Here is a 25,477-nt window from a genome sequence, read left to right as displayed (position 1 = left end):
CATGAGGCAACAGGGCAGAATTGGCAGACAGAAACACCGTAGCATTGGCGCAGGTCGACGAAATCTGGCTGCGCGCCTGGGTCAACGAAGGCATTATCACGCCTGAGCAATTCGAAACGGAGATGCGCCGTCGGAGGCTTGCGGCAACTCCACCGGAAGCTGCGGCCGACGGTGAGCCGCCGCCTGAGTAGCATGCCGGACGATCCGCTGTCGCCTGTCCGTCATTGCCGCTTCGTCATCCCGTCATGCAAATCGCCTAATTCGGTCCCCGGCGCTGGCCGCCGGGGCACGGGGGCTGCTATGGAGGAAATGACGTCGCATGATGGTTTCTGCATTGATCGAGCGTGAACTCACCCGCATCGGATCGCCTGTCCGCAACGGCGTCTTCGTCGCCGTCGTAGGGCCGAGCGGCGCCGGCAAGGACACGCTGATTGCCTATGTGCGCGAGCGGTTGAGCGACGACGACCATGTCGAGTTCGCCCGCCGCGTCATCACCCGCCACAGCGACGGTGCCACCGAGGATCACGACACGCTGGCCGATGCCGCCTTCGTCGAAGCCGAGGAAGCCGGCGCCTTCGCGCTGTCCTGGGAGGCGCACGGCCTGCGCTACGGCATCCCGGCTGCCGTCGACGATGCCGTCGCCAACGGCCAGGTCGTCGTCGCCAACACCTCGCGCGGCGTCATCCCGGCGCTGCGCGCGCGCTATGCGAACGTCGTCGTGGTCGAGATCACCGCCTCGCCGGAGGTCCTCGCGACGCGTCTCGCGGCACGGGGACGGGAATCGCGCGGCGAGGTCTTGGCGCGCCTCGCCCGCACCGCGCCGCACGACCTGTCCGGCCCGGGCCATGTTCAGATCGACAATTCCGGCGCGCCGGGGATCGCCGGCGACAAGTTCCTCGCCGTGCTGCGCAAGGCCGTTGCCCATGCGGACGTCTCCGGGCTGATCTAAGCTTTTGCGTAAGTGCAGACTTACGAATGCTGCAAGTCAGATGCGCAGCATGTGGTTGTCCCACACATGCTCGGGATCGTCGGTCTGGCCGCCGTCGGAGCCGACGATGAGGCCGGCGCCGGTCGTTGCCAGGAAGCCGTCCCGGTCGGGCGCGAGCCCGCAGACCTCGACGAGATCGTTCTGCGCCACCACCTTGCCGGTCTTCGCCTCGATCGTCGCCCAGGCATTGCCCTGCGGCGAGGAGACGGCGATCAGCCCGGCGTCGCGATTGGCCGCCACCGAGCCGATATAGTTGCGGAAGCCGCCGAGGATGTCCTCGGGCATGTCCAACATCTCGAGTTCCTGGCCGCGCACGGCACGGCCGACCAGCAGTGGCTTCTCCGTCGCCGGCCCCTCGTGCTGGCAGCCGAACCAGACGGTCCCCTGGGCGTCGATGTCCATGTGCCGGATCGACAATTGGTGAAGCTTTTCAGGTAGTTCGTGTTTCTCGAGCAGATCGCCCGAAACGCGGTCGACCAGCACCAAGGACGGCTTCATGGTGGGCAGGTTGAGCTTGGCGCGGCCGAAATCCGGGTGGGTCTCGATGCCGCCGTTGCAGATGGCCAGCGTGCGCCCGTCGCCGAGCAGGATCAGCTCGTGCGGGCCGACGCCGTGCGTCGGGAACTCTCCGGTGCGGCGGAAGCCGTCGCGCGCGTCGTAGATGCCGACCATGCCGGCGGCGTTGTCGAAGTCGTTCTCGGTGACATAGAGCAGCGCCCCGTCGGGCGAGAACACGCCATGGCCGTAATAGTGGCGGCCGGCGATGCTCGGGATGGTCAGCGGCGCGTCCCGGCCGGTGTGGTCGAACACCATCATGAAGGTGCCGGGCTGGCGGGCGAACACCACCGACTTGCGCGAGATGGGATCGAAGGTGACGTCGTGGCCGCGCTCGGGCAGGGCGACGCTGTGCAGGATCTTGCCTGCCTCCGACAAGACCGCGACGCCATACTCGCCCGAACGCGCTTGGTAAGCCGTTGCGAACATAGCATCGGTTTCGAGCGCCAGCGCACGCTGCGCCGGCGTGAGCGACATCAGGAAGGTCGTGCCCGCGGCCTTGAGGAAGTCGCGGCGATCGAACAGGGGCGTACGCAGTTGTTGTTGGAGCATCATCTTGTCCGAAAACCGGCGTCCACTTTTCGCTGCCGCGGACCTTTGGTTCGGGATCATGCTCTAGTCGCCGTCCAGCGACGAGAAGCCGGCGGTCAGCCCGAGCGCGCTGGCGAGGCGGGTGCCGAACAGCTCCGACAGGCTGGAGGTGACGACGCCGAAATAGGCGAGCTTGCCGCGCTTTTCGGCATCGGTGAGCACCGCATCGATGGGGCCGCTGACGGCGGCCGCCGCGTTCTGCGCATTGGCGAATTCGAAGTCGATGGATTGCGCGATCCACTGGGCGTCGGCCGGCAGCAGCGAGCCGAACCGCGAGGCGTCGAACAGCGCCTTCATGCCGGCGATGTTGCCGCCGAGCGAGGCGGCGGTGCCCTCAGAGCGCCAGAACAGCGCCTGCTTCGGCTTGTCGGCCGTGGCCTCCTTGCCGAGGAAGCCGTTGACGCGCACGTCGCGCACCAGCTCCAGCCCGTTGACATAGACCTCGAGCAGCTCGGTGATGGCCTCGGTGGCGTTGCGGTAGAGCGCATTGTCGAGGCCGGGTTGCTTCCATTGAGCGGCAAAACCCTTGTCGTCGCGCCAGGCGGCGTCGACGTCGGATGCGATCTTGCCAATGTTGCCCGAAATCGCCTTGCCGTAGGAGCAGCGATAGGCTGCCCCGGCCCCGGCCAGGTCGTCGGCACCGGTGCCGAACAGCACGAATTCCAGAGCGCCCAGCCCTTGCATGGCCACGCTCTTGTCGCCGAGTCTGGCGGCGTCGGTGGCCGTCTCGTCCTTGTCGGCGATGGCCGCCTGCACCTGCTTGAGGCCGGTGCCCTTTCGGTCGGGCCAGAACAGCATGCGCTCGAGTCGGTTCTCCTCGGTGATCGGGCCGAAGCGGATGATCTCGACCTCGGACCAGCTTTCGGTGGTTTTCGAGAAGGCCTTCCGCGCGGCTTCGAGAGTGTCGGTGGAGGGCGCAGCGCAGAGCTTGCCCATCGATATGCCGAGATCAGTGGTCGCCCCGACCAGCCGGCCATAGACGGGACGGATGAAGCCGTCGATGGCGCCCGAGATCACCTTGCCGGAAGCCTCGTTGGCCTGGGCTGCGGCCGGCAGGGCGACGAGAATTGCGATGGATGCCGCAAGCACTGTTCTGGCCATCACAGCGACTCCAGGAACTTGATCAGGGCATCGCGATCGGAAGCGGGAAGTGCTGCAAAGCGGTCGCGAGACGCCTGTCCCTCGCCGCCGTGCCACAGGATGGCCTCGGTGAGGTTGCGGGCGCGGCCGTCGTGCAGGAAGAAGGTGTGGCCGTTGACGGTCTGGGTCAGGCCGATGCCCCACAGCGGCGGCGTGCGCCATTCGCCGCCCGTAGCGTCGCCGACCTGCTGGCCGTCGGCGAGGCCTTCGCCCATGTCGTGCAGCAGGAAGTCGGAGTATGGCCAGATCAGCTGGAAGGCCTGCGCCTTGTTGGGTGCGTCGCGGCGGGTCACGAATTTCGGCGTGTGGCACGAGGCGCAGCCCGCCTCGTAGAACATCTGCTTGCCGCGCAGCACCTCAGGCTTGTCGATGTCGCGGCGGGCGGGAACTGCGAGGTTCTGCGAGTAGAAGGTGACGAGGTCCATGATCGGATCGGGTGCCTCGACCGCCCCGAGCCGCTCCTGCACGCCGTTGGGCATGGCGAGGCAATCGGCTTGCGCCTTGGTGCAGTCGCCCCAGTGCTGCGGCACGTCGGGCGTGGAGATGCCGATGTCGCCGGCAAAGGCGCCGGCCGATTGCTGGCGGATCGTCGGGTTCTGCGCCTTCCAACCGAAGCGGCCGAGGGCGAGCTCGCCCGTCTTGTCGTCGCGGACGATGGCAGCCTTGCCGGAAATGCCGTCGCCGTTGCCGTCGTCCGGATCGGCATTGGCGAGGAGGTCGGCGGGATGGATCTGCTCGACCAGCCCCAGGCCGATCATCGGCGGCGTGACGCGCGGCGACAGTGTCGTCTTGGGGTCCATCGGCCCGTAGCCGAGGTCGGCGACCGAATAGCTCGGCTTGCGCAGCGACAGCCTGGTGCCGTCGGCCAGCTCGACCGGCACCTCCTCATAGGTGATGACCATGCGGCCCTCGCCCTTGAGGCCGGGCACGGCGAGATCCTGGAACTGGCCGCCATAGACCGGATCGGGGAAGTTCACCACCTTGCGCTCGGCGAGTGCTGCCTTTTCCGCGTCGGTCTCTGCGGTGCGGGCGAGGCGCAGAAACATCGAGGTCGCGTCGGAATTGCCTTCCGGCGGATGGCCGCGGCCGTCCTTGAGGTGGCAGCTCTGGCAGGCACGCGCATTGAACAGCGGCCCGAGCCCGTCGGAGGCCTGGGTGGAGGAGGGGGAGGACACCCACAGCTTGCGGAACATGCCGTTGCCGAGCTTGAAGGTGCCTTCTTCCTCGAAGGTTATGTTGGCCGAGGACTGCGAGAACGCATCCTGGTTGACGCGCTTTTCCGAGGTGCCGGCGCCACCCTGCATGCGCTCGAACTGTTCGGCCCTGGAGAAGTCGGTCGTCGGCCTGACGATCCTTTCGACGCGCGCCTTGTCCTTGGGGTTGAGGTCGCTGCGCTCGGCTGGCAAAGACAGCGCGTCGCCGGCGGCAGAATGGCCGACCGTGGCGAACAGGATCAGATTCGCCGCAAGCAGGCTGCGAAGCAGTTTGGTGCCAGGCGCGCTCGCGGGCTGAAAGGTACCCCCACCCCTGACCCCTCCCCACAAGGGGGAGGGGGATCTGGCGGCACCGCCGTCCGGCGCCGGACCATGATAGGTGTGGGCGGAATGAGGATGACCGCGGTCGGCATGGTCGCGAGCATATTCCCCTCCCCCTTGTGGGGAGGGGTCAGGGGTGGGGGTATCCTCGAATACCCTGGTGGCTGGAGTATCGCAGGCGGGCGCACCCGCCAGGGCGCGGCGCGTCAGGGAAAAGTTGCGCCGCATTCCGGCATCCTATTCGGCCTCGTCCGCGGTCTCGGCGTTGAGCTGGCCATATTTCTCGTCGCCGATCTCCTCGAGGAGCTGCAACTGCGTCTCGAGGAAGTCGATGTGACCTTCCTCGTCGGCGAGCAGCTCTTCGAAGAGCTTCATGGATACGTAGTCGCCGTGCTGCTGGCAGATCTCACGCGACTTCTTGTAGGAGGTCCGGGCGTCATATTCGCCGGCGAGATCGCTTTCGAGCACTTCCTTGACGTTCTGGCCGATGCGCAGCGGCGCTACCGACTGCAGGTTGGGATGACCTTCGAGGAAGATGATGCGCGCCACGAGCCTGTCGGCATGGTGCATCTCTTCGATGGATTCCGCCCGCTCCTTCTTGGCGAGCTTGCCGTAGCCCCAGTCTTCGAGAAGGCGATAGTGCACCCAATACTGGTTGACCGCGCCGAGTTCGAGGAAAAGGGCTTCGTTAAGCCGCTCGATGACCTGCTTTTCGCCTTTCATTGAATCTGCTCCCAAATTGGACCCGCAACTCTTTCACACGGTCCATGTGCGAAACGATATCCCCGCCGCTCGCCTCCGTACGAGCGTGGTAGGCTTCGGTAATCCGAATGATTGTTTCGACCACATTTGGGAAGCAGCCGCAACAACGTCCTCGCTGCTGCAGCGCGTGATAGACCTTTGCCGGCACGATCAGCGACCAGGGATCCCGGTCGAGAAGCTCGATGATCGTGTCTTCGATCTCCTTCTGGGTGATCAGGTTGCAGTGGCAGATCAGCATGGCTTGCTCTGGGTGGCTGGCGGCGCGTCGAGCGCGCCGCGTGGCTTGGATAATCTAGGCGCTGGGGGCGCTCACTGGAAGACCTTGTCGGGGGCATCCAGGCTGTCCGAGCCCTCGAAGGCGATGGCCTCGAGCTTGAGCGCTGCCACCGCGCGCTCGATCGACTTGGTCTGGTCGACCAGCGCGTCGATCGCCGCCTGCACGGTGGCGTTGCCTTCGGCATTGCCCTCGCCGATCTGCTGGTCGTAGGGCTCGCCGGCCTCGGCGCGCGCCTTGATCGCCTCCATCCTGGCGACCGTGGCGTCGAGCTTGCCGCCGAGTTCCTGGTCGAGCGCGGCATCTGCCTCCTTGACCAGGTCCGACACCGACGGACCCTCGACGGTCGCGCCGTCGATGCGCTTGTAGCTGCCGAGATAGGCGTTGCGGATGCCGACCGCGTCGTAGAGATGCGAGATGTGGGTGTTGTCCGAGAAGCAGTCGTGTTCCTCTTCCGGATCGTGCAGCAGGAGGCCGAGCTTCATGCGCTCGCCGGCGAGCTCGCCATAGGACAGCGAGCCCATCCCGGTGAGGATGGTGGAGATGCCGGCCTTGGGGTCGCCGTCGACGAGCGCCTTGCGGGCGGCGCCGTCGGCCGTCCAGTTGCCGACCATCTCCTCGAGGTCGGCGACCAGCAGGTCGGTCGCGGCCGCGAGATACTGGCCACGACGGTCGCAGTTGCCACCGGTGCAGTTGGCCGGGTCGTAGTCGGTGTAGGGGCGGTTGCCGGCGCCGGGACCGGTGCCGTTCAGGTCCTGGCCCCAGAGCAGGAACTCGATGGCATGGTAGCCGGTGGCGACATTGGCCTCGATGCCGCCGGCCTCCTGCAGCGTGCCCGACAGGAACTCGGGCGTGATCTTCGCGGCGTCGACCTTCTGGCCGTTGATCTCGATCGAGGCGTTGGCGATCACATTGGCGGTGTAGAGCGAATTCTCGTCGGACTCTGTGCCGTAGCTCTTGTCGACATAGTCGATCAGCCCCTCGTCCAGCGGCCAGGCGTTCACGCGGCCCTCCCAGTCGTCGACGATGGCGTTGCCGAAGCGGTACACCTCGGTCTGCTGGTAGGGGATGCGGGCCGCCTTCCAGGCTTCGCGGGCCGCCTTCAGTGTCTCTTCCGAGGGCTTCGCGATCAGCGCCTCGACGGCCGTGTCGAGCGCCTTGGCGGTGACGAGCGAGTCCTCGTACTTGGCCAGCGCGATGTCGGCATAGGTGGCGATGACCGCCTTCGGGTCCGTTTCGGCTTTCGCCGGCAGGACGAAGACCGCGGCGGTCAGCGCCGTCGTGGCGGCGATGGCGGCGAGCCTGCCGATATGCCGGCTGCGCGAGATGGATGCAGGCATGAACGTCTCCTCAACGTCTCCGATGGCGCGGGGCCGCGCCGAAAACCCGTGCGCCGGCGAGGATGTGCCGGGCAGCGAACCGCAGGATCGAGAGAAGACTTCGGGGGCGGCCTCGGACAGTCGCAGCAATGCCCGGTCGGGCTGATGCGACAAAACCAGCGCCGGCGGGCGACGCGTCGAAGGCTGGCACCCGGCGCTCCAATCGAAAGGGTTCAAGGCCCAGACATCAAAGACAGGCGCTGTAAAAGCAGGGCGACATAAGGGCGTCCGGCACCAAAAGTCAACGGCGGAGAGCGGAAAAATGCAGTTGGATCAATAGTTTAGAATTATTCTAAACTAAATTTGTCCAGTTTATAAGGGCGCGATTGCTGGCAAGCCATTGATTTGGTGGGCGCTTGCCGTCGCGCGGGCCGGCGGGTGTCGCGCATGAGCTCCGGCCAGGTCGTCGCTGGCGCATGCGCGTGCTTGACAGCCGTGCTGCCGGCTGTCAGCCAAATATCCGTGCATGGCCCCTTGCGGTTCCCCGCCCCAGCGGCCATTTCCGCGTGTGTTTTCCGGTGTTGCAGAGGCGAGCATGAAGAACGGTGTGGTGATTGTCGGTGCGGGTCATGCCGGCGTGCAGGCGGCGGCCAGTCTGCGCGAGGAGGGCTATGACGGCCCGGTTATCCTGCTCGGCGACGAGAACGAGCTGCCCTACCACAAGCCGCCGCTGTCCAAGACCTTCATCAAGGATCCAGCCGCCCAGCCGCAGCCGCTGCGCGGCGAGGTCTTCTACTCCGGCCATTCGATCGACCTCCGCCCCGGTTCGCTGGTGGAGGGCATCGACACGGGCGCCAACCGGCTGGCGCTCGCAGGCGGCGAGAGCCTCGCCTACGACCACCTGATCCTCGCCACCGGCTCGCGGCCGCGGGAGCTGCCGCTTCAGGGTTCGGATCTGGCCGGCGTGCTGTCGCTGCGCTCGGTGGCCGACGCGAGGCTGATCCGCGACCACAGTGCGGCGAGCGAGGATGTCGTCGTCATCGGCGGCGGCTTCATCGGGCTGGAGATCGCCGCGACGCTCGCCGCCGGAGGCCGCCGCGTCACCGTCGTCGAGGCGCTCGACCGGCTGCTCGGCCGCGCCGTGGCGCCGCTGATTGCCGAGCACGTGCGCAAACGGCTGGAGGCGTCGGGCGTGCGCATCCTGCTTAGGACCACCATCGAGCGCATCGAGGGCGAGAACGGCCATGTCACTGGCGCGCTGACGTCCGCGGGCGAACACCTGCCGGCGAAGATGGTCATCATCGGCATCGGCGTGGTCCCCAATGTCGAGCTGGCCCAGGCCGCCGGCCTCGCAGTCGCCAACGGCATCCGCATCGACGGCCGGATGCGCAGCTCGGTCGAGAACATCCTCGCCGTCGGCGACAATGCCAGCTACCGCCACTGGCAGACCGGCGGCGACGTGCGGCTGGAATCGGTGCAGAACGCCACCGACCAGGCCAAGCTCGCGGCGCGGACCATCGTCGGCCATGACGGCGCCTACGCGGCGGTGCCGTGGTTCTGGTCGGACATCGGCGACATGAAGCTGCAGATGGTTGGGCTGACCGCGGGCAGCGACCGGCAGATCCTGTCGGGCGATCCGGCGGAGAACCGCTTCTCGGTCTATCACTTCGTCGGCGACAGGCTGGTGGCGATCGAATCGGTCAACCGCCCGGCCGACCACATGCTCGGCCGCAAGATGCTCGGCCTCGGCTTCTCGCCGACGGCGGAGCAAGTGGCGGGCGGGGCGGAGGCGCTGAAGGCCGCGCTTGCGGCGCTGCCGCAGGGATGAACCCGCGCCGCCTTCGAGCACGCTTGCGGACAAGTTGCCCCCACCCCTGACCCCTCCCCACAAGGGGGAGGGGGATTTTGGCGCCGGCTGAGCAAGCATTTGACCGGGCTGGCAGGGAAAGGGTCCCCCTCCACTTATGGGGGGCCAGGGGTGGGGGTGTGAATTCCGACGCCTTCCAGCCGACAAAAAATTTGCCGATGCTCTGTCGGCAATGCACATATCTGTTCGTCCTAGACATGAAGGAACCGAACAGATGCTCTATGCCATCCTTTGCTACAACAACGAAGACGTCGTCTGCGCCTGGTCCAAGGAGCAGGACGACGAGGTGATGGCGCGCCTGCAGGTGGTGACCGGCAAGCTGCGCGACCAGGGCCGGCTGGGGCCCGTGGCGAGGCTGATGCCGACCACGGCGGCGACCACGCTGCGCAAGACCAGGGACGAGCCGCTGGTCATCGACGGTCCCTTCGCCGAAACCAAGGAGCAGTTCCTCGGCTTCTACGTCGTCGAGTGCGAAACGCTCGACGACGCGGTGGCCGTGGCCAAGGACCTGGCGGAAGCCAATCCTGGCGGCGGCTCTTATGAACTGCGCCCGATAGGCGCCTTCTTCCCCGGACGAGAGGCAGCATGACGGACCCGGCCTGGATCAACACGGCTCTTTCTTCCGCCCGGCCGCAGGCCGTGGCAGCCCTGCTGCGCTATTTCCGCGACCTCGACAGCGCGGAAGAGGCGTTCCAGGAGGCCTGCCTGCGCGCCCTGCGCACCTGGCCGAAGAACGGGCCGCCGCGCGATCCGGCCGCCTGGCTGATCTTCGTCGGCCGCAATTCCGGCATCGATGCCGCCCGCCGCCGCGCCAAGCAGGCGCCGATGCCGCCGGAAGAGACCGTCTCCGATCTCGACGACGTCGAGGGCGAGGTCGTCGACCGCCTCGACGGGGCGCACTACCGCGACGACATCCTGCGGCTGCTGTTCATCTGCTGCCATCCCGACCTGCCGGCCACCCAGCAGATCGCGCTCGCCCTGCGCATCGTCTCGGGCCTGTCGGTCAAGCAGATCGCGCGCGCCTTCCTCGTCGGCGAAAGCGCCATGGAGCAGCGCATCACCCGCGCCAAGGGACGCATCGCCAACGCCAACGTGCCCTTCGAGGCGCCGGGACCGGTCGAGCGTTCAGAGCGGCTCGCGGCGGTGCTCGCCATGGTCTATCTCGTCTTCAACGAGGGCTATTCGGCCGGTGCGGCCGAGATCGCCAACCGGGCGCCGCTCTGCGAGGAGGCGATCAGGCTGGCGCGGCTTTTGCTGCGGCTGTTCCAGACCGAGCCGGAGGTGATGGGGCTGACGGCGCTGCTGCTGCTCCAGCACGCCCGCGCCGCCGCCCGCTTCAATGCCGAGGGCGAGCTGGTGCTGATGGAGGACCAGGACCGCACGCTGTGGAACCGGGCGCTGATCGACGAGGGCCTGGCGCTGATCGACAAGGCGATGCGCCATCGCCGGCCCGGCCCCTACCAGATCCAGTCGGCGATCGCCGCGCTCCACGCCCGCGCCGCGCGCCCCGAGGACACCGACTGGGCCGAGATCGACCTGCTCTACTCGGTGCTGGAATCGATGACGCCGTCGCCGGTGGTGACGCTGAACCGCGCCGTCGCCTTCGCCAAGCTGCGTGGGCCGGAAGCCGCGCTGAAGCTGATCGAGCCGCTGGAGCCCAAGCTCGCCGGCTACTTTCATTTCTTCGGCGTGAAGGGCGGGCTGCTGATGCAGCTCGGCCGCGACGCAGAGGCGCGCGAGGCCTTTGGGCGGGCGATCGCGCTGGCCAATACGGCGGCCGAGGCGGCCCATATCCGCATGCATCTCGACCGGCTTTCGGCCGAGAGCCGCCCGCGCAACGGCATGTCGGCCTAGTCGCCTTCTCCCGTAGACGGGGGAAGGCGACGGCAGCCGGATGAGGGGCGGAACCCAACGGTCCGCGGTTGTCTCCAATGGCGCTGTTCGGCTCGGCTGCGCCGACTACCAGCGAAGCCAATATGGGAATCGTCCATCGTCCTCTTTGCGAGCAGAAGGTGGCAGGGGCGTCTTCATGCCGACCGGTATTTCCACGACCTTGCGATAGAGGTGCCACGTCGCGTGGCCGAGCACCGGGATGACGATGGCGAGGCCCGCCAGCAGCGGCAGAGACCCGATCAGCAGCGCGACCGCGACGATCAGACCCCACAGCAGCATCGGCACCGGATTGCCCAGCACCGCCCGTACCGAGGTCTCGATCGCGGCATAGGCGCCGACATCGCAGTCGAGCAGCAGTGGAAAGGCGACGACGGCGGTGCAGAGCACCACCAGCGCAAACAGGAATCCGATCAGATTGCCGAGCACAATCAGCGTCCAGCCGCGCTGGGTGGTGAAGAGATCGCCGAGGAACGATGTCATCGACTGCGGCGCGGCCGGCCCGTAGAACCAGGTGTAGAGCGCCTGCGCGACCAGGAGCCAGGCGATGAAAAGCGCGAGCAGCATGACGCCGATGACCGCCATCGCGGGAATGGCCGGCGAATGCCTGACATCCAAGGCATGCCACCAGGACGTGTCGAGGTTTTGCTCGCGCCTGCGGCTGATCTCGTACAGGCCTATCCCGGCGAAGGGTCCGAGCAAGGCAAATCCCGACATCAGCGGGAAGATGAGCTGCAGGGCGTTGCCGCCCGACGTCCAGGTGATCAGAAGCACCCCGACGATCGGGTAGATCAGGCACAGGAAAACGTAATGCGACGGCTTTGCCCAAAAGTCATCGAAGCCCAGGCGCAGGGCGTCATACACATCCGCCACCGTTATGCGGCGGATGGCGGGATGCTGGAGCGTCCTGGTGGCGCCCGAGTACACGTGGAAAATTGCCATGACCACTCCTCCTGGAACAGGTTGGGGCGGGTCACGGCCCGGGCTCAGCATGACTGGTCACGCCAAAGCCGCGACCTTCACCATGCCAAGGATAACGCGCTTCGAGCGGTTTGGCGACCCTGGCCGCACTGTCCGGGACGCTGCCGGGCGCCGTAGCCGACAGGTCCGGTCAGGCGCCGCGGCGCGCCACCGGCGGCACATAGTTCTCCAGCTCGGGCGCGGGGAACGAGACCGTGCCGTTGATCTCGGCCGAGCGGTAGAGCCCCATCAGGATCTCGACCACGGCGAGGCCGTCGTGGAAGGTTTCCATCGGCGTCTCGCCCTTGCGGAAGCACTCGACCATGTGGCGGTTCTCGTCGGTGTAGCCATAGACGCCGGCCTCGTCCTCCAGCACCGGCATCAGGCCCTGCTCGGCGTTCTGCTTCTCGACCAGGTCCTCGCCTTCCTCGCCCTTGACCGCGCGCGACATGAAGATCTTGAGGCCGGTGTTGAGCGAGTTGAACTCCATCGCATATTCGGGCCCGAGCAGTTCGAGCTGGATGCGCAGGCCGGCGCCGACATAGGCCCAGGAGGTGGTGGCCTCGATCACCAGTTCGTTGCCGTCCTCGTCTTCGAGCAGGATGGTGCCGCGGGCGAAATCCTCGGACGGGCGGTTGCGGTAGTCGACCTCGGCGCCGAAGCGCTTCCTGAGCTGCTCGGCATAGTTGGGCCGCGTCCACTTGAGCGTCGCGACGGTGCCGCTGACCTGCTTGACGGTCAGCGACTTGCGGGGGGCTCCCGGCTTGGTGAGCAGGTGCCGAGCCACCTCGACGCTGTGGCACATCATGTCGGAGAGCACGCCGCCGCCCTGCTTGTCGCCCTGCCAGAACCACGGCTCGTGCGGCCCTGAATGCTCCTCGGCCGCGCGTGCGAGATAGGGTCGCCCGGTGGTCGAGGCGGCGCGGCGCCAGACGATGTCCTTGCCGCGCAGCACCGGCGTGCAGAACACCTGGTTTTCCAGGTAGCCGTGGTTGAGGCCGGCATCCTCGGCGAGCCGCAGCATCTCGCGCGCCTCGGCAACGGTGCGGGCGAGCGGCTTCTCGCAGGCAACCGCGATCACTTTGCTGCGCCCGGCCTTCACCTCGGCATGAATGGTGCGCATCACGTCGAGGCGGGTGTAGTTGGGCGAGAGGATCCAGATCGCGTCGACGTCGCCGGCGTTGACCAGTGATTCCAGGTTGTCGTGGCTGCTGCAGTCGCCCAAGCCCAACTCCGCGACGCGGGCGGCGAAGCGGGCGCGGTTTTCCGCCTTGCGGCTGAAGACGCCGGTGACGTCGACATTGCGCACACCGAGCATGCCCTTGAGATGGAACTCGGCGATGAAGCCGCTTCCGACGAAGCCTACGCGCAGGCGCTGTCTGGGCAGTCCGGTCATGGTCGTTTTCCCGTAGTCACGATTCTGCGGCCGCCTTCGGTGCCGCGGCCGTGGTGCCACGCACCTTCAGCGCCGTCGGCAGCATCACCGGCTTGAGCGGCGTGGCGCCGCCCGACAGAAGGTCGAGCAGCATGGTCATGGCGGCGCGGCCGATATCGGTGCGCGGCTGGCTGACGGTGGTCAGCGGCGGATAGAAGGCCTCTGAGAGGAACAGGTCGTCGAAGCCTACGACCGAGACGTCGCCGGGCACGTCGAGGCCGAGCCCGCGCAATTCGTGGATGACGCCGAAGGCCATCTCGTCGTTGGCGACGAAGATCGCCGTCGGCGGTTCGGGCAGTTCGAACAGGGCGCGGCAAAGCCGCTGGCCGGTGTGCAGCAGATAGTCGCCGCGCTGCTCGTAGCCGGCGGGGGTGGCGAGGCCGGCGGCCGCCATCGCCTGGCGGTAGCCCTCGCGGCGGTTGATGCTCATGAGTTCCGGAACCGGGCCGGAGATATGGGCGATGCGCCGGTGGCCGAGCCCGATCAGGTGTTCGACCGCGTTGCGGGCGGCGGCCTTGTTGTCGACCATGACATGCGGGAAGCCGGCGTCCTCGATCTCCTCCAGTGCCACGACGATCGGCGCGCCGCCGGCTGCCTGGCCGGCAAAGCCGGGGCGCTCGGGCAGCTTGCCGGTCATCAGGATCATGCCGTCGGCATGGCCGTCGCGCAGCATGTCGAAATACTCGATCTCGCGGTCGGAGTCGTTTTCGGTGTTGCCCATCAGCACCGAATAGCCGGCGGCGCGGGCGGTCGCCTCGACCCCCTTGAGGATCTCGAGATAGAACGGGTTGCCGACGTCGCGCACCACCATCAGCACCGCCATCGCCTTCTGCGTGCGCAGGTTGCGGGCGCTGACATTGGGCCGGTAGTTCATCTCGCGCGCCACTTCGCGGATGCGGCTGAGCGTCGGCTCGGCGACCAGCCCGCTGTCGTTGAGCGCCCGCGACACGGTGGCAGCCGAAACGCCGAGCCGCTCGGCGATGTCCTTGATCTTGGGACGTTCGTTCATCCGCGCATCGCCCTTCCGCGCCCGTAGAACAGCATCAGCAGCAGCAGGGTCGCGCCGAACACCATCTGCCTGCCGGATTCGTCGATGTTCACTGTGGTCAGGATCCCCTGCAGGATGACCAGCAGCAGGGCGCCGGCCATGGTGCCGGTGTAGCCGCCCTTGCCGCCGGCGAGCGGCGTGCCGCCGAAGACGACGGCGATGATCGAGGGCAGCATGTATTGCTCACCGACATTGGCGAAGGAGGTGCCCGAATAGCCGAGCAGGCAGATGCCGGCAATGGCGGCGAAGACGCCCGACAGCATGAACAGCGAAATGCGGGTCGCCCTGACCGGCACGCCGGCCATGTAGGCCGCCTGCTCGTTGGAGCCGATGGCATAGATGCGGTGGCCGTAGACGGTGCGGGTCAGCATGAAGGCCATCAGCAACCCGATAGCCACCCACAGCCAGATGATGCCCGGCAGCCCGAGCAGGAACGGCCGGGTGACGAATTGCGACAGGCCGGGCGCGGCGAGACCCGAGGGGATGCCGTTGCGCACCACCACCAGCAGGCCCTGCAGCACGCCGAGCATGCCGAGCGTCATGACCAGCGGCGGGATGCGCAGCAGGGTGACGCCGAGCCCGTTGAACAGGCCGATCAGCCCGCCTGCCACGACGCAGGCGACGATGGCCGGCAGGATGCCGCCGTCGGCGCCGTTCATGACGTTGCCGGCGATGATGGCCGAGAGCGAGATCACCCCGCCGACCGAGAGGTCGATGCCCTCGCGGCCGCCGAGGATGACGAGGTTCTGGCCCGCCGCGACGATGCCGAGCAGGGCGGCCACGATGAGCAGGCGCAGGATCTGCTGCACCGAGGCGAAGCCGGGCGACAGCGCCTCGCCGAGTAGCAGCAGGGCGACGATCAGGATCAGCGCCACGACCAGCGGCTGCTTGACGAAGGTCAGCACCGGCGAGGCTGCCGTGGCAGGGGAGGTTCCGGTGGTGACGGTCATGCGCGTGCCCTCCTGCCGACGAGCACGCCCGCCATCAGCGCCACCAGGATGGCGAGGCCCTGGACCAGGTTCTGCCATTCGGACGGCGTGCCGACGAAGAAGACGAGCGAGTTGATGAGGCCGATGATCAGCGCGCCGATGATCGAGCCGACGACGGTGCCGTAGCCGCCCGACAGCGCGCTGCCGCCGAGCACCACCGCCGCCACTGAGAACAGGGTCATCTTGCCGCCGACCAGCGGATCGCCGCTCGCCGTGTCGCCGGTGATGCAGAAGGCGGCGAGGGCCGCGAACAGGCCGCACAGCGCGTAACCCTGGATGCGGATCCTGGTCACCGGCAGGCCGCTCTGGAAGGCTGCCTGCGCGTCGTCGCCGACGGCGAGCAGCTGGGTCGAAAGCCGCGTGCGGGCGAGCACGTAGAGCACGACCGCAAGTATGATCACGGCATAGAAGACGAAGGGGATGTCGAAGAAGCGGCCGCCATAGGTGCGCCAGAAGGCGGCCGGCGCCGGGGTGCCGGCGACCGGCATGACGTACAGCGCGAGCCCGGTGAAGAAGATCGAGGTGGCGAAGGTGGCGACGATCGCCTGCAGCCTGAGTGCCGCGACCACCAGGCCGTTGACGACGCCGCAGGCGAGGCCGGCGAGCAGGCCGATGCCTAGCGCGGCGACGACCGAGAAGCCGCTGCCGCCCATCTTCTCCATCAGCACGACGATGACGACGTTGACCAGCGACACGATGGCGCCGGCAGAGAGGTCGATGTCGCCGGCATAGACGACATAGGTCTGGGCGATGGCGAGCATCATCAGCGCGAGATAGGTCTTCACCAGCCCGGTGATGCCGATGAAGCTGACGCTGCGCGGCTGGTAGAGGCCGTTGAGGGCGAGCAGCACCAGAGCGATCAGCAGCGCCGGCAGGAAGGGGTAGCGCTCGACGAGGCGCTTGAGCCCGCCGGACCTGGTGGTGGAAAGGGTCGCGGTTGCCATCACGCGGCCTCGTATGCTGCCTGGTAGAGATTGTAGCGCGTCCTGTCGGCGCCGGTGAGTTCGCGCCGCACCTGGCCGCCATTGAAGACGAGGATGCGGTCGGCGTTGTTGAGCAGCTCGGCGTCCTCCGACGAATAGAGCACGATGCCCATGCCCTCGGCTGCGAGCTTGCGGATCAGCGTGAACAGGTCGGTCTTGGCCGACAGGTCGATGCCCTTGGTCGGGTCGTCGAGCAACAGCACGTCGGGCCGGTCGATCAGCCAGCGGGCGATGACGATCTTCTGCTGGTTGCCGCCCGACAGCGAGTTGATCGGATGGGCGAGACCCCCGAACTTGGTGTGCAGGGCCTCGAGCGCCGGCCTGACGCGCTCGGCGAGCGCCGCGGGCCGCGCCAGCCTGAGCTTCTGGCGCAGAAAGTGGATCGGCGTCACGTTCTCGAGGATCGGCCTGCCCGAGATGACGCCGTCGCGGCCGCGATCGCCGGAGACATAGGCCAGGCCGCGCCGGATGGCCTCGCGCGGGTTGCTGGCGGCGAACGGCTTGCCGTCGAGCACGATCTCGCCCGAGCCGACCGGGTTGACGCCGAAGACGGCGCGCAGCACCGACGACTGGCCCTGGCCGTGCAGGCCGCCGAAGCCGAGGATCTCGCCCCTGGCGACCTCGAAGCCGACATTGGCGAAACCCTTGCCGGCGAGGGCCCTGACCGACAGAACCGGCGATCGGTCGGCCGCAGCCGCTGCCGGCGGGGCGGCGTGGCCGGGGGCGAGCTCGTCCTGCGCGCCGACCATCAGCCGGATCACCGCAGCCGGATTGGTCTCGGTGATCTTCTCGGTGCCGACGGTCTCGCCGTCGCGGATGACGGTGACGCGGTCGCCGATGGCGAAGATCTCGTCCATGCGGTGCGAGATGAAGATGATGCTGCGGCCCTCGGCCTTGAGCCCGCGCAGGATCTCGAAGAAGCGGTCGACCTGGGCGCGGTCGAGCGCCGAGGTCGGCTCGTCGAAGATGAGCACCGGCGCCTCGGTGGCGAGCGCCTTCATGATCTCGACCAGCTGGCGCTGGTCGGCGCGCAGGTTGTCGACCGTCGTCTCGGCGGAAAAATCCTCGCCGGCGACGGCCGCGAACAGCGCGATGTAGCGCGCGGCGCGCTTTTCCAGTGCATCGCGGTCGACGAAACCTGCGCGGGTGGCGGGCAGGTCGGGCAGGCAGATGTTTTCGGCCACGCTGCGGTGCCGCGCCAGGCTGAGCTCCTGGTAGAAGATGCCGATGCCGTGGCCGCGCGCCGCGCGCGGGCCGCCAATGGTGACCGGCCTGCCGTCGATCAGGATCTCGCCGCCGTCGGGGCGGACGCTGCCGGCCAGGATCTTGCACAGCGTGCTCTTGCCCGACCCGTTCGAGCCGATCAGCACATGCACCTCGCCGGCGTCGATCGAAAGGTCGCCGCGGCGCAGGGCCAGGGTGGCGCCGTAAGCCTTGCCTACGCCGCGGAGCTCGATTTTGGACATGGCGGTGGCTTCCCGGTGCTTCGTCGGTCGCGGGGACGCGGGCCTGCGGGCAGGCGCGCGTCCCCCGTCTCGGGAGAAGCTTACTTGAACAGCTTTTCGGCGTCTTCGATGGAAAGCTGGCTGGTGTAGGAATAGTAGCCCGGCTTGCCCTCGACCGCCTTGGCGGCGTCGCCGAGGTTCTTGCCGTCGATGAACGGGATCGGCAGATACATCGCGTTCTTGTACTGCCCGGCCGTCGCCGGCTCCTTCAGTTCCTTGCCCTGCAGCATCAGCACCGCGACGTTGAGCGCGGACGCCATCACGCCGGGCGGGTTCACCGAGGCGCCCGAGTTCAGCTTGTCCTTGGTCCAGAGGTCGATGAAGTCCTTGCGGATCTCGCCCGTGGCGGCGATCGACGACTGCTTGCCGGCGTCGATGATCGACTTCCAGGCGCCGGCGGCCATGCCGTCCTGCACCCACACGCCGTTGATGTCGGGGTTGGTGGCGAGCAGGTTCTGCATCGCCTGCTGGCCCTGCGCCTGGTCCCAGTTGGCGTTGACCTCGTTGACGATCTTGATGTCGGGATACTGGCCGAACACTTCCTTGTAGCCGGCGACGCGCATCTCGTTGGCCGGGTGGCCGGCGACGCCGTTGATGGCGACCACGTTGCCCTTGCCGCCGAGCGTCTCGGCCAGCCACTTGGCGCCCGCCGCCCCCCAGGCCTTCTGGTCGATGCCGACATAGACGGCGTCGGGCGACGACACCTCGGCGTCGGTGGAGATCACCAGGATGCCGGCTTCCTTGGCCTGGGCGAAGACCGGATCGAAGGCCGTCGGGCTGTTCGGGTTGATGATGATGGCGTTGACGCCCTCGTTGATGAAGTTGCGCACATGCGCGATCTGGCCGGGCACGTCGACGTTGGCGCTCTGCACCACCACTTCGACGTCGACGCCCTTGTCCTTCCACGCCGCCGCCGCGGCCTGCGCTTCCTCGATCATCTGGGTGCGCCATTCGCTGCCGACCCAGCCGTTGGACAGGCCGATCTTGAAGCTCTCGGCCTGGACGGAGAACGCCGACACGGCGATTGCGGCGACCGTGGTGAGCGCCAGTGCTGCAAGTCTCTTCATTTGCTCCTCCCGATGCAAAACTGCTGCCGAGTATCATAGGCAGATTATGTAATCGATTTCAATCGACATTTTCCGGCCTTTTACGGTGTCTCGCGAGCCTGCCGCGCGTCCGCAAGATTCTCGCCGGCAGCCCGCGATCCTCCTGAACCTTTGCGCTTGCCGGGCCGACCCAGGACCAGGCGCCGCATGGTGCGGCGGCCCAACCAAGAACCAAGGAAAACCCATGACGGACTACAGCACATGTCACGGGTCACCGGGATCACCCCAGGCCCAGCGTGGCCACCGCCTCAGGCAGTGGGTGGACGCGCGACGCCTGGAGGCACTTGCATTGACCCTAGGTGAACCCAAGCGTATCGTTCCAGTAGGGGACAATCGCAGGACTGCAAGGGAGGAAAGTGCCGGGTACCAGCGCTTGGCTCCTGCCTGCGCTCCGGCGCCTTCTTCCGCACAATTCGGGAGAGGTGTCATGGCGCGCTGTGGCGGCGGTATCGATGCACTCGAAACCCGATCCCTGGGCGCGCCCCCGCGCGCGCTGGCGCTCAATGCGGGCATGCTCGCCCTGGCGCTCGCGGCGAGCCTCTGGCTCCCACCGGCGGCCCGCGCGCAACAGACCCAGATCATCAACCCGGGCTCGATGGCCGTCACCGGCTTCTCCGGCACGCTCATCCCCGGCATCGAGGAAGGCCTGCCGCCGGGCGTCGACCCGGTCGACGAAACCTTCATCGACACCGGGCGCGCCACCTTGCGCGTCTTCGACGTCTCCGCCCTCGGCGGCCCGCCGGCGGGCCAGCTCGTCAACACGCCGTTGCCCTTCGAGGTGCTTGCCGGCCAGATCGGCCAGGTCTTCGCGCTGACCTATGATGACGGCGTCCGCGATGGCACGCCGTCGGGCGTGCCCGACCTCTACGCGGGCGCGACCTCGCTGCACGGCCTCCGCATCGTCACCCCCGACGCCGACGGCGACGGCAGGCCCGAGCGGCAGCGCCGCGGCGCGGCGGGCGCCAGCTTCATGGCCGGCCAGTTCGGCGAGGAGAACGGCGGCGGCCCCGGCACGATCTGGCGCATCGACGGCATCACCGGCGCGGTGTCGAAATTCGCCGACATCGACGCCGACAGCGGCCCCGGCATCGGCGACGTCAGCTTCGACAAGGTGCACCGCCAGTTCTTCGCCTCCGACCTGGACGACGGCCTGATCTGGCGCATCGACGCCACGGGCGCCGTGCTCGACAGCTTCGACCACGGCGTCGCCGGCCGGCCGGCGCGCGGCCTCGCCGCGGTCGCCGACGACGGCTCGGTGATGGACATCCAGGGAGCCGCCTTCGACACAGAGGATCCGGACAGCTGGGGCTATACCCAGGACGAGCGCCGGGTCTGGGGCGTCGCCTTCCACGGCGGTCGCGTCTACTACGCGGTCGGCGACGAGGCCGAGATCTGGTCGGTCGGCATCGGCCGCGACGGCCGCTTCGAGGCCGACGCCCGCTGGGAGCTGACGGTCGAGGCCGACGAGGCGCTGCCGGTCACCGACATCGCCTTCGACAGCCGCGGCTTCATGTATCTCGCCCAGCGCGGCGAGGTCGACAACCGCTACGACTATTCGCGCTTCGCCGACACCGGCAAGGGCGAGGTCGTGCGCTACTGGCGCGAAAGCCCGGACGATCCGGCGACCGAGAGCATCTGGGTGCCGGTGCCGCAGGAATATGCGGTGGGTTTCCCGGAAGGCAACCGCCAGTCGGCCGGCGGCATCGACCTGCAATATGGCTACGATGCTGAGGGGCTCATCAACCCCAACGCCTGCACCGACACCATCGTCAAGACCGGCGACAGGCTGAGGGACAATCCGGCGCTCGCCGACCAGCTGGCACCCGGCGGGCCGTTCGCCGTGCATGGCGTGCAGCTGACCGCCACCTCCCTGGTCAAGCCGGCCAACGTCCCGCCCTTCGGCTCGTGGTTCGTCGATTTCGACAGCTTCTTCGACGACGCGGAAGTCGAGGGACATGTCGGCGACGTCGAGGTCTGGCGTCCCTGCGAGGGCCGCGCCGGCTACTATGAGCAGATCCCCTATCCGGGCGATTATCCGACGCCGTTGTGGCCGCCGGACTTCCCGCCGCCCGGCAACCTGCCGCCCTGCCTCGACATCGAGGCGGTCGAGTATTTCTGCACCCCGGCCGGGCTCGAGGCCGATCTCTATGTCCGTGACGTTGCAGGCATCGGCGGCGACTCCGTCAAGGCCGATTCCAGGACGCCGGGCGTCGGCATCACACCGCTGCAGCAGACCAAGCCGGCGGGCGCGCCCTTCACCATCGGCGTGACCGGCAACTTCCCCGGCGACACCGTCAATGTCGGACTGTGCTTCTACAAGAAGTCGGACGCCGACAAGGGCGGCTACTATCCGTGCTGCAAGGTGGTGGTGCCGCTCGCGACGCCCGCCGCAAGCTGCGAACCGTGAGGGAGGGAGAGATGAACGCTTTCGCTCCCATTCCGCTCGTTTCGCAGAGCAACCTAAACGTCATGGAGACGATCATGAAACCCCTGTCACTTGCCAGGCGCGGGGCGCGCTGGCTGGTGGCGGCAGGTATCGCGCTCGCCGCCATGCCAGCCGTTGCCCAGTCGCTTCCCGACGTCGTTCCGGACCTCAGGCTCGACCGGGTCGAGCCGCAACCCGGCCACGACGAGGTGGTGCCGTTCTTCACCAAGAAGGGCGCCCAGCGCAACTGCGACTACGTCATCTACAACCTGCGCTTCGGCGCCCGCGGCAATCCGGAGAAGTTCTTCGATCCGGCCTTCGCCAACGGGCTGAAGTCGCTGCGCATGGACTTCCGCGACCAGCTGCCCCCGGGCCTCAGGATCGTCAACGTCCAGGCCTCCGGCGACGGCACCGACGCCGTCGGCGGCCCGCTTCCGGCCGGCGCGATCGGCACGACCACCAACCCCAACGACACCGCGACGCTTGCCGACTTCCGGCTTTCGGCCACGGATCTCGACGGCGTCGGCGGCCCGAACGAGCGCTATGTCGACATTCGCATCACCGCGCTGATCGACCAGGCCGCCTTCCCCGCGCCCGCGGTCGTGGACAACCAGGGCTTCGTCAAGCTGTCGGCGGGACCGGGCTCGGTCGAGATACCCTCGCACGACCCGTCCAAGCCCGACGACGGCGATTTCCGCACCGGCGAGAAGACCTCGATCCGCATCGACGTGACCGACTGCGAACCGCCTCCGCCGCCGCCCCCGGGCGACAAGGAGGCTTGCTTCAAGGTCGAGCGCGGCGATGTCGACTGCGTGCCGGGCGGCGGAGCCTACATCTACAACATGCCGGTCGGACCGGAACTCGCCGGACGCTGGGTGCAGTTGCGCACCACGACGCCGGGCGTGACCATCGATCCGCCGCTGCAGCTCGTCCCGCCCGGCGGCGGCGTGCTGAACTGGAAGATCGAGGGCGCCGGCCCCGGCGATGTCGTGCATCTCATCGTCACCGGCATCGAGACCTATGCCGGGCCGGAGGAGGGCGTCGGGCTCTGCTGCACGCAGATCATCGACATCGTCATTCCGCCCGATCTGCAATGTCCGCCCGAGAAGCGGCCCGATATCAAGATCGAGAAGCGCGCCGACGTCGCCCGCTGCACGCTCGAGGGCGGCTGCGGCTTCACCATCCGCGTCAGCAATGCCGGCGACGCCCCCTACAACGGCAAGATCGTGCTCGACGAGGTGACCTTGCCCGGCAACGCGTCGATCGACTCCGGCCCGAACGCGCCGTGGACCTGCGTGCCCAACGCCAGCCCGATGAGCTGCGAGCATCCGGCGACCACGCTCGACCCCGGCGAATGGGTCGATCTCAAGATCGGCTTCAAGCCCGGACCGGGCTGGCAGGCGCGCTACATCCGCAACTGCGCCGAGTACGACTACACGGCAAGCGGCAAGCCCGACGTGTTCGGCCGCACCGACAACGACAAGGCCTGCGCCGCAATCCCGATCTGCCGCCGCGGCGATCCCGATTGCCGTCCGCCGGTCGAGAAGAAGGTCGATCTGCGCATCACCAAGGACCCGCGTTCTTTGGCCTGCACCGCCGACGGCGTCTGCAGCTTCCTGATCCGCGTCTACAACAACGGCACCGAGAATTATGTCGGGCCGCTGACGGTGATGGACGACTATCCGACGGGCGCGCCGGCGTCGTCGACCTTCGGGCCGACGCCGCCCTGGAGCTGCGGTCCCGCCGGTCCCGGCCAGTTCCGCTGCGACCATCCGGGCGTGGCGCTGGTGCCGGGTGCCTCGGTTCCGCTCTCCGTGGTCGCCATCGTGCCGCCCGACTACCAGTCCGACATCATCCGCAACTGCGGCGAGGTGCGGGCGATAGCCGGCGAGACGGTGCTGGCCAACAACAGGGCCTGCGCCACCATGCGCATTCCGAACCACGACCCGCAAAGGCCGAACCTCACCGTCGAGAAGACCGGGGACCTCAGGTGCGAGGTCGGCCGGCCCTGCACGTTCGAGATCACGATCCGCAATGGCGGCACGGCGCCCTTCGACGGCCCGGTCCGCATCGGCGACGCGATCGGCGTGGATGGGCTCGGCCGGCTCGAGGGCGTGACGATCGCCGAGATCAGCCCGCCCTTCGGCTGCACGCCCGAACCGACGACGCTGCCGTCGTCGTGCATTGCCAATGTCAGCCTGGGTGCCGGCGAGAGCCGCGTGCATCAGGTGACGGTGGTGATCCCCGACGATGCCCGCTTGGCCAGCCGCAACGCGCCGACACCGGCACAGAACTGCGTCGCGGTGCTGTCGCCAGACACGCCGGTGCGCAGGCTCGAGCTCGGCGGCGGCGGTGCCGGCCTGCCGGGTGCCGGCGGTGCCTCGGCCTATGCCTGCCACCGCTTCACCATCGCGCAGCAAGAGAAGAAGCAGTGCTCCGAAGGCTTCGTGCTCAACGCCGTCGGCCGCTGCGTCTGCCCCGAGGGCAAGACGTTCCGCAACGGCCAGTGCACGAGCGGCGGCGGTTCGGTGACGCCGGTTCCGCCGCCGGTCAGGCCGCAGTGCCGCCTGCTGCCCGGCCAGATCCGCACCCAGGACGGGCGCTGCGTCTGCCCGCGCGGCACGGACCTGTCCAAGGGCAAGTGCGTGTCGACCGAACCGCCGCCGGCACGCCAGTGCAAGCTGCTGCCGGGCCAGATCCGGACGCAGGACGGGCGCTGCATCTGCCCGCGCGGCACGCAACTGTCCAAGGGCAAGTGCGTGTCGACAGAGCCGCCGCCGGTGCGCCAGTGCAAGCTGCTGCCGGGCCAGGTCCGGACCCAGGACGGACGCTGCATCTGCCCGCGCGGCACGCAGCTGATCCGGGGCGCATGCCGCAAGCCGCCGACGGTGCAGTGCCCGGCAGGCACGTCGCTGGTGCGCGGCCGCTGCGTGCCCGACCGGCAGGATACCGTCTGCCGCCGCGGCGAGGTGCTGATCAACGGGCAGTGCTTGACCATCGAGCGCCAGTGCCCGCGCGGCACGGTCGGCCAGTATCCGAACTGCCGCCCGGTCCGCCAGCCGCCGACGCTGCAGATCCCGATCAACCCGGATGTGTTCCGCGGGCTCATTCCGCAACGGCGTGACCAGCCGAGGACCAACAACATCATTCCGCAGTGATCGGCCGACCTCATGGAATCCCGCCGGATTTTACCGGCGGGGTTCTGCTTTTCAGGCCGCCGCGGCCAAATGGGCGGCATTCCTTTCTCGACATTCGCGCCGTGCGCTATTAGGCAGTCGAAAAAATCGCTCTGCCCGCTGAAAGGCCTGAACGTGACCAACAAGACCCTGATCGCCCCTTCGGTGCTGTCGTCCGACTTTTCCAAGCTCGGCGACGAGGTCGAGGCCATCGTCACCGCCGGCGCCGACTGGATCCATCTCGACGTGATGGACGGGCATTTCGTCCCCAACATCACCTTCGGCCCGCCGGTCATCAAGGCGATCCGCAACCGCACCGACAAGGTGTTCGACTGCCACCTGATGATTGAGCCGGCCGACCCGTATCTGGCGGCCTTCGCCGACGCCGGCTGCGACATCATCACCGTTCATGCCGAGGCCGGTCCGCATCTCGACCGCTCGCTGCAGACGATCAGGAACCTCGGCAAGAAGGCCGGCGTGTCGCTCAACCCGTCGACGCCGGAATCGGTGATCGAATACGTGCTCGACCGCCTCGACCTGGTGCTGCTGATGACGGTCAATCCGGGCTTCGGCGGCCAGGCCTTCATCCCGGCGGTCGTCGACAAGGTCAAGCGCGTCAAGGCGATGATCGGCAACCGTCCGATCGACATCGAGATCGACGGCGGCGTCACGCCCGAGACCGCACCGCTGGTCACCGCCGCCGGCGCCAACGTGCTGGTTGCCGGCAACGCCGTGTTCAAGGGTGGGCCGTCGGCCTATGCCGCGAACATCGAGGCGATCCGCGCCGCCGCCGACAAGGCCGCGCTCTAGAGCGGCGGACGCTCAGATTGAATCAAGAGGGATTCCATTGAGGCAAACTTGGTGATTCACTTCCGGTAGGAGGTGATTTGCGATGCCCAAGCCCTATTCGATGGATCTGCGGGAACGTG

General features: G+C 67.7%; 20 protein-coding genes. 7 read left to right on the top strand and 13 right to left on the bottom strand.

Features of this window, described 5'->3' with window-relative positions:
* Positions 1-319: 319 nt before the first annotated feature.
* The gene (phnN, locus tag AmiPiv_RS22710; RefSeq protein ID WP_340041146.1) at positions 320-949 is read left to right on the top strand and encodes a phosphonate metabolism protein/1,5-bisphosphokinase (PRPP-forming) PhnN; all 630 of its coding nucleotides are present in this window, start codon (positions 320-322) and stop codon (positions 947-949) included.
* Positions 950-985: 36 nt separating this feature from the next.
* On the opposite strand, the gene AmiPiv_RS22705 is transcribed toward phnN, so the two are convergent.
* From AmiPiv_RS22705 to AmiPiv_RS22680, 6 genes are all read right to left on the bottom strand, one after another.
* Positions 986-2,080, bottom strand: coding sequence for a DUF1513 domain-containing protein (locus AmiPiv_RS22705; RefSeq protein ID WP_340041299.1), 1,095 nt, complete (start codon positions 2,078-2,080; stop codon positions 986-988).
* A 78-nt stretch (positions 2,081-2,158) separates the two neighbouring features.
* Positions 2,159-3,235 (bottom strand): imelysin family protein, encoded by a 1,077-nt coding sequence (locus tag AmiPiv_RS22700; protein WP_340041145.1) that lies wholly within the window; start codon positions 3,233-3,235, stop codon positions 2,159-2,161.
* Positions 3,235-5,037 (bottom strand): di-heme oxidoreductase family protein, encoded by a 1,803-nt coding sequence (locus AmiPiv_RS22695; protein WP_340041144.1) that lies wholly within the window; start codon positions 5,035-5,037, stop codon positions 3,235-3,237. The genes AmiPiv_RS22700 and AmiPiv_RS22695 overlap by 1 nt, the downstream gene beginning before the upstream one ends.
* A 9-nt stretch (positions 5,038-5,046) precedes the next feature.
* Positions 5,047-5,532: a bacterioferritin gene (bfr, locus tag AmiPiv_RS22690; RefSeq protein ID WP_340041142.1), complete on the bottom strand. Its 486-nt coding sequence runs from the start codon at positions 5,530-5,532 to the stop codon at positions 5,047-5,049.
* A complete protein-coding gene (locus AmiPiv_RS22685; protein WP_340041140.1) occupies positions 5,498-5,809 on the bottom strand; it encodes a (2Fe-2S)-binding protein in 312 nt (103 codons plus the stop codon). Before AmiPiv_RS22685 ends, bfr begins: the two co-directional genes overlap by 35 nt.
* Before the next feature lie 71 nt (positions 5,810-5,880).
* The gene (locus AmiPiv_RS22680; protein WP_340041138.1) at positions 5,881-7,185 is read right to left on the bottom strand and encodes an imelysin family protein; all 1,305 of its coding nucleotides are present in this window, start codon (positions 7,183-7,185) and stop codon (positions 5,881-5,883) included.
* A 574-nt stretch (positions 7,186-7,759) separates the two neighbouring features.
* Between AmiPiv_RS22680 and AmiPiv_RS22675 the strand changes: the two genes are divergently transcribed.
* From AmiPiv_RS22675 to AmiPiv_RS22665, 3 genes are all read left to right on the top strand, one after another.
* Positions 7,760-8,992 (top strand): NAD(P)/FAD-dependent oxidoreductase, encoded by a 1,233-nt coding sequence (locus AmiPiv_RS22675; RefSeq protein WP_340041135.1) that lies wholly within the window; start codon positions 7,760-7,762, stop codon positions 8,990-8,992.
* Positions 8,993-9,245: 253 nt separating this feature from the next.
* Positions 9,246-9,620: a YciI family protein gene (locus AmiPiv_RS22670; protein ID WP_340041133.1), complete on the top strand. Its 375-nt coding sequence runs from the start codon at positions 9,246-9,248 to the stop codon at positions 9,618-9,620.
* A complete protein-coding gene (locus tag AmiPiv_RS22665) occupies positions 9,617-10,885 on the top strand; it encodes an RNA polymerase sigma factor (RefSeq protein WP_340041131.1) in 1,269 nt (422 codons plus the stop codon). Before AmiPiv_RS22670 ends, AmiPiv_RS22665 begins: the two co-directional genes overlap by 4 nt.
* 105 nt (positions 10,886-10,990) lie before the next feature.
* Here AmiPiv_RS22665 and AmiPiv_RS22660 read toward each other — a convergent pair whose 3' ends face one another.
* The 7 genes from AmiPiv_RS22660 to AmiPiv_RS22630 all read right to left on the bottom strand — a co-directional run bounded on the left by AmiPiv_RS22660 (position 10,991) and on the right by AmiPiv_RS22630 (position 18,908).
* On the bottom strand, positions 10,991-11,863 hold the full coding sequence (locus AmiPiv_RS22660; RefSeq protein ID WP_340041129.1) for a DUF2189 domain-containing protein: 873 nt from the start codon (positions 11,861-11,863) through the stop codon (positions 10,991-10,993).
* A 169-nt stretch (positions 11,864-12,032) separates the two neighbouring features.
* Entirely contained in the window at positions 12,033-13,277 is a 1,245-nt protein-coding gene (locus tag AmiPiv_RS22655) for a Gfo/Idh/MocA family protein (protein ID WP_340041127.1), read from the bottom strand.
* A gap of 16 nt (positions 13,278-13,293) precedes the next feature.
* Complete coding sequence (locus tag AmiPiv_RS22650; RefSeq protein WP_340041125.1) at positions 13,294-14,325, bottom strand: LacI family DNA-binding transcriptional regulator; 1,032 nt, start codon at positions 14,323-14,325, stop codon at positions 13,294-13,296.
* Entirely contained in the window at positions 14,322-15,314 is a 993-nt protein-coding gene (locus tag AmiPiv_RS22645) for an ABC transporter permease (RefSeq protein ID WP_340041124.1), read from the bottom strand. Before AmiPiv_RS22645 ends, AmiPiv_RS22650 begins: the two co-directional genes overlap by 4 nt.
* On the bottom strand, positions 15,311-16,300 hold the full coding sequence (locus tag AmiPiv_RS22640; protein WP_340041123.1) for an ABC transporter permease: 990 nt from the start codon (positions 16,298-16,300) through the stop codon (positions 15,311-15,313). Before AmiPiv_RS22640 ends, AmiPiv_RS22645 begins: the two co-directional genes overlap by 4 nt.
* A complete protein-coding gene (locus tag AmiPiv_RS22635; RefSeq protein ID WP_340041122.1) occupies positions 16,297-17,802 on the bottom strand; it encodes a sugar ABC transporter ATP-binding protein in 1,506 nt (501 codons plus the stop codon). The genes AmiPiv_RS22640 and AmiPiv_RS22635 overlap by 4 nt, the downstream gene beginning before the upstream one ends.
* A gap of 80 nt (positions 17,803-17,882) precedes the next feature.
* Positions 17,883-18,908, bottom strand: coding sequence for an ABC transporter substrate-binding protein (locus tag AmiPiv_RS22630; RefSeq protein WP_340041121.1), 1,026 nt, complete (start codon positions 18,906-18,908; stop codon positions 17,883-17,885).
* 550 nt (positions 18,909-19,458) lie between these two features.
* On the opposite strand from AmiPiv_RS22630, the gene AmiPiv_RS22625 reads away from it, so the two are divergent.
* From AmiPiv_RS22625 to rpe, 3 genes are all read left to right on the top strand, one after another.
* The gene (locus AmiPiv_RS22625) at positions 19,459-21,354 is read left to right on the top strand and encodes a hypothetical protein (RefSeq protein ID WP_340041298.1); all 1,896 of its coding nucleotides are present in this window, start codon (positions 19,459-19,461) and stop codon (positions 21,352-21,354) included.
* Positions 21,355-21,365: 11 nt separating this feature from the next.
* Positions 21,366-24,530 (top strand): DUF7929 domain-containing protein, encoded by a 3,165-nt coding sequence (locus AmiPiv_RS22620; protein WP_340041119.1) that lies wholly within the window; start codon positions 21,366-21,368, stop codon positions 24,528-24,530.
* 153 nt (positions 24,531-24,683) lie between these two features.
* A complete protein-coding gene (gene rpe / locus AmiPiv_RS22615) occupies positions 24,684-25,358 on the top strand; it encodes a ribulose-phosphate 3-epimerase (RefSeq protein ID WP_340041117.1) in 675 nt (224 codons plus the stop codon).
* The last annotated feature ends 119 nt before the right edge of the window (positions 25,359-25,477 follow it).

Source organism: Aminobacter sp. Piv2-1, assembly GCF_037625995.1.
Classification (GTDB): Bacteria; Pseudomonadota; Alphaproteobacteria; order Rhizobiales; family Rhizobiaceae; genus Aminobacter.
This window is presented reverse-complemented; position numbering and strand designations above follow the sequence as displayed.